The 5126-nt window shown below is 43.9% G+C and carries 5 protein-coding genes; all 5 read left to right on the top strand.

What is annotated here, in order from left to right; genetic code table 11:
* Window positions 1-1614, top strand: a 1614-nt coding sequence (locus tag A3756_RS15610; protein ID WP_156490518.1) for a TonB-dependent receptor, incomplete at its 5' end; no start/stop codon positions are given.
* Between the two features lie 3 nt (window positions 1615-1617).
* Window positions 1618-2868: a sialidase family protein gene (locus tag A3756_RS15605; protein ID WP_068553848.1), complete on the top strand. Its 1251-nt coding sequence runs from the start codon at window positions 1618-1620 to the stop codon at window positions 2866-2868.
* The gene (locus A3756_RS15600) at window positions 2868-3392 is read left to right on the top strand and encodes a hypothetical protein (protein WP_068553846.1); all 525 of its coding nucleotides are present in this window, start codon (window positions 2868-2870) and stop codon (window positions 3390-3392) included. Before A3756_RS15605 ends, A3756_RS15600 begins: the two co-directional genes overlap by 1 nt.
* The gene (locus A3756_RS26745) at window positions 3389-3982 is read left to right on the top strand and encodes an energy transducer TonB (RefSeq protein ID WP_068553844.1); all 594 of its coding nucleotides are present in this window, start codon (window positions 3389-3391) and stop codon (window positions 3980-3982) included. Before A3756_RS15600 ends, A3756_RS26745 begins: the two co-directional genes overlap by 4 nt.
* A 205-nt stretch (window positions 3983-4187) precedes the next feature.
* A partial coding sequence (locus tag A3756_RS15590) for a diguanylate cyclase (protein WP_068553841.1) occupies window positions 4188-5126 on the top strand: 939 nt, incomplete at its 3' end.

Raw genomic sequence — 5126 nt, 5'->3', positions numbered from 1 at the left:
GGTACTATCAATGTGATTTCCCAAGACCCAAGCTTAAGAGAAGGTTATACCGTCAAAACTGAAGCTGGTGCGCATGGCTTTTATCGTTTAGGCCTAGCAGGAAGCGCAAGCTTGAGTGATGACTCTTCAGTCGGCATTGATATATCGCATAGCGAAAACGATGGCTGGCGAGACCATACTCGCTCAAAACGAAGTGAAGCGAATATTACGCATTTTGTTTCCTTGAATGACAACAATAGCCTGAAAACAGTCTTTGCAATAAACACTACTGAGGCTGATCAGGCCGGTAGTTTAATTGGTTTGGATGCGCTGAAAAACGATACAGAATCGGTGGGTGATATAGAAGCTGCACTAGCTACCGGGATGGATATTCAGCGAAAATTTGATTTTGCCCGTTTGAGTACAGAATGGACGCACTTACTTAATGACGAGATTGAACTGAGTACCATTGCGTACTTGAGAACAAACCGGAACCAGTATGTAGCAACTTGGCAGGGAAACCTTCCTGAGAATGATAGCCAGCAAAAAACGCTTGGCCTCATGTTCAAAGCCGACTATAGCCTAGATAGCCTCCGCTGGACTTTTGGAGCCGACCTTGAATATACCAAGTCTAGTCGAAGCTATGAGCAAACCTTTGACTATGTGCCCAGTGGCTGGGGAAGTAGTGTCGCTGAGGGCTCTATTTATGACTACGACGTGAATTACTTCGCCGTGTCACCCTATACCAGTGCTGCATTTAGTGTTACTGATCACTTAACAGTAGAAGCCGGCCTTCGCTACGACTCCAGCCGTTTTGATTACACGAATAATCTATCTGACGGGCAATATGCATCGTCGAGTTATGCGCGGGCATCGAGCGATAATGACCCTTCATTCAATCACTTAAGTCCTAAACTGAGTTTTAGTTTCCGTCTTGATGATAGTCAGAATATCTATGTTCGCTATGCAAACGGTTTCCGAATACCGCAAGCTTCTCGCTTGTATGCGCTTACAACTGACAATATTGATTTTGATTTAGACCCGGAAGTCAGTGATACCTATGAACTGGGTTATAAGTTGGCAACCACAAATCAGCGTCTCGATTTATCGTTGTATTACATGACGATTGATGACTCAATTGTTCGACGAGAAAACATTGATGGAGATCGTTACTACGAAAATGGTGGCGAGACCACGCATCAGGGGGCAGAGTTATCAATACTACAGACCTTAACAGAGGAATTATCCGCACGATTGGCTTATAGCTACTCGGAGCACGAGTATGTGAACGATGAAGATTATGGCGATAACGAGCAAGCTGAGGCGCCTAACAGTTTGGCTAACTTACGTTTGAACTATTCTCCTCAAAAGGTGCAGGGTTTGACGACTTCATTGGAGCTTGAGCATATTGGTGAGTATTGGATGGATGACAATAACACTAAAAAATATGGCGGCTATACGGTTACACACTTAAAAGCACTATATAAAATTTCTGAACAGCTCAAATTGAGCGCTAAGATTAATAACCTGTCGAATAAAGTGTATGCGGAAAATGCCAGCTTCAGTTACGGCAAAGAGAAGTATACACCAGGGGCTCCGCGTCAGTTATTCGCAGGTATTGAGTATCGGTTTTAAGACATGATGACTAAAGAACGCTCAGGTATTTTTTTCATACTGTGCCTTTTGCTTGCACTCTTATTGACCTGCAACCAAGATGCAGAGGCAGCAAAAAAGCATGGAGCAATGAAAAACAGTTTGCTGCCTGAGTGTCAAGGTATGGCACTTCCATCTGTGCATTGTGGACGCGCTCCATCGTATGCCGAGGGTAAGGATAAAGTGTATGTGGTCTTCTCTCAGAATGGCCATATCTACTTATCTTCATCATCAGATGAAGGGCGCAGCTATACGCCTCCTATTGCTGTTAATCGGCGACCTGAAGCGATTTATGATGATGGCGAGAATAGGCCAAAGATCCTGTTGGGAAAACAACAAGAGATCTTTATCTCATGGACGCATAAGACGCCTGGGCGCTATTCGGGGGATGTGCGTTTTGCTCGTTCACTCGATGGCGGTCAAAATTTTTCTGAACCGATTACGATCAACAATGACAAAGCACTAATCGGTCATCGTTTTGATGCGATGCTGATGGATGGTACAGGGCGTTTATATTTATTCTGGATTGATAAACGAGATAAAAAAGCCGCTCGTGACAGGAATCAAGACTACTTAGGGGGATCGATATATTTCACCTACTCTGACGATGTAGGCGCTAGCTTTCAGCCCGATAAAAAGTGGGTTGATCATAGTTGTGAATGTTGTCGTTTGGCCCTAGCAAATGATTCGAACCAAGATGTAGCGATCTTATGGCGGCATGTATTCCCAGGCAGCATTCGAGACCATGCTATTGCCTATGTCAAAGACTGGAAGTCTATGCAGAACGCTCATCCAGCTAAAGCGGCTATAGATAACTGGGTGATTGAAGGCTGTCCTCACCATGGTCCTGATATGTCTTTTGATCGTGATGACCGCGCACATATTGTCTGGTTTACACAAGGGGATAAACATAAAGGTTTGGTGTACGGTCGCTATAACTTTTCTGAAGGAAGGGCCTTAGACACAATTTCGATTGATTCACTCCCAGGTGCGAGTCGTCCACAGGTCATAGTGCAAGATTCGAATGTGTTCCTACTATGGAAACGCTACAACGGACAAGGTCTCGATTTGATCTTACGTCAGTCCGTGAACTTAGGAAAAGACTGGCTAAAAGAAAAGGTAATCGCAAGTACCACTCATGACTCAGATCACCCTGACCTGATTGAAGTGAAGGGCCGAATTCATGCTATGTGGCATACACAGGCTGAAGGCTTACGCTGGATTAGGGTAGAGTAATGATAAGCGTGAAAAAACTAGCTGTGTTTATATGGGGTTTAATAGTTATAGGGTGGAGCGCTTCGCTTCAGGCAAATGCGAATATAAAGCCCTTTTCAGCGGATAGTCTGATTGCCATTGAAGAATCTCGTAAGGGAGAGGCATTTATATTACTGCTATGGTCAATCGAGTGTCCTCCTTGTCTAAAAGAATTAAAACTTCTAAAGGAATTAACAGGGCAAGGCCTGAATAAGCACTTGTTGCTAGTTTCAACGGACGATATGGAATACCAGACAGATATTGAAGCTTTAATAGCAAACGAAGCGCTCTTTGAGTATGAGCATTGGCTTTTCAATGGCGATTTACCTGAACGTCTTCGCTATAACATCGATCCAGGCTGGTATGGTGAATTGCCCAGAGCCTATATTTACTCCGCTCGCGGGCAGCGGGTTGCACATAGCGGCATGTCGACAAAAGCAATGTTGGAACAGTGGTTGGCTTTAATTCATGCGAACTCTGCACCGGAAAGTACCGATTCACCATGACAACTTCCAAGCCTATACGTATTACCGTTATCGTGTCAGTGCTTGTTCATTGCGGAATGATGTTGGCCGTTTTTCTTACCGTGTCTGGTGGTGTTAGCCTAGATACTGTTAATGTGGATAAGCCATTGCTGCGTCCAGCGCTTGTGATTAGTCATCACCATGTTGCTGCAAAGCCAAAGCCAAAGCCAAAGCCAGAGCCAGAGCCAGAGCCAAAGCCAGAAAATCGATCAGAGAATGAACACTTTAGCTTTCCATCTGAAACCGTTTTGCAAGCGCAAAGCCTGGGTTTAGAAGGTGAATCGATACTTGCCTATAAACAGGAGCTGTTTAAGCTTATTGAGGCACAGAAATTTTATCCGAAGCGCCTCAAAAGAATGCGTAGAGAGGGTGAGGTGACGATTGAATTCACGCTCTTGGCAAATGGCGATTTAAAAGTCATTAAAGTCATCGACTCGCGTGGACATAAACTCTTCAAACAAGCTTCACTGGCAGCGCTAAAGAAGGTCGACACTTTCCCACCTTTTCCAAAAGAGTCTACCCGTGCAGAGTGGACCTTTACGGTCGCACTAAACTACAGCCTTCGAATGTAGCGTAGAAGGAGGCTGCCCAAAACGCTTCTGCTTAACCGCTTTCATTGTAGGGTTTAAAAATCTTACAAAATAGCTGTCTTTGAACTACACTCAATAGGGTTTATTTAGCGGCCTTATCAGGGACAGGGGGCTGAACAGAATTCTGTTGAATAGTCGCCTCTGGTTTACGCTCGGTGCGATGTAGTTTGAGATGTACAGGGTAGGTATGGCTTCAAATCTTTTCTCATTTGATTCAATTGCTTTACGGCTGCTAAAGCGCATTTTTCTTATCTATTTCAGCATTACGCTTATCATGACGTTTGCTCATGCTTATTCGGAATACCATCATACAAAAGATGTGGTGAAATCTGAGTTGAAGGAAATCGAAGGAACCTTTACACCCGCGCTCCGCACTGCACTTTGGGCGGTCAATGAGAAACAACTTTCTTCTATTGCTAACGGAATTCTTCAGTTGCCCTTCGTGACGGGTTTGAAAATTGAGAACGGAAAAGGAGAGTCCCTTATTCCTGGAAGTCTAAATGTAGGGGAGGTTGATGCAGGCAGCTTTGAATATAGCTTCGACATTCTGCAAAACACCCTGAACGATCAGTACGTTTATTTGGCAAAAGTAACCTTTTTGTCTGATAGTCAGGTGGTATTTGATCGTGTGAAATTCGGCTTCTTAATTATTGCAATTAATGCTTTGATGAAAAGTATTATTCTTTGGTGCCTGTTTTTATGGGTCTTTAAAGTAATGCTCTATAAACCTATGCAAAAGTTTGTAGGTGAATTGCATAGTATGGATTTTGATAGTCTTGATAAACGTCGTCTTAACCTTGGCCTGGAACATGATGATGAGCTACAGTCTCTAGAGAATAGCTATAACCAGATGCTCGAAACCTTACAGCAACAGAAGCAGGAATTTGTTGATGCGCAGCAAAGCTACCATCGAGAGTTAGAGCGGAAAGTTCATGAGAGAACTCACGAACTGGAGTTGGCGAATCAGCAGCTAAGTTTTTATGCGAGTACCGACCCGCTTACCTCAATCTATAATCGTCGAAAGTTCTTTGTTCTGGCTGAAAAATATCGGGCTTTAGCCTTGCGCAATAAGCATCCCTTATCCCTTCTGGCTTTGGATTTGGACCACTTTAAGCATATCAATGAC

It is taken from the genome of Oleiphilus sp. HI0086 (assembly GCF_001635225.1).
Note: the sequence above shows the minus strand (reverse complement) of the source record. Positions and strands in the feature narration are given on the sequence as shown.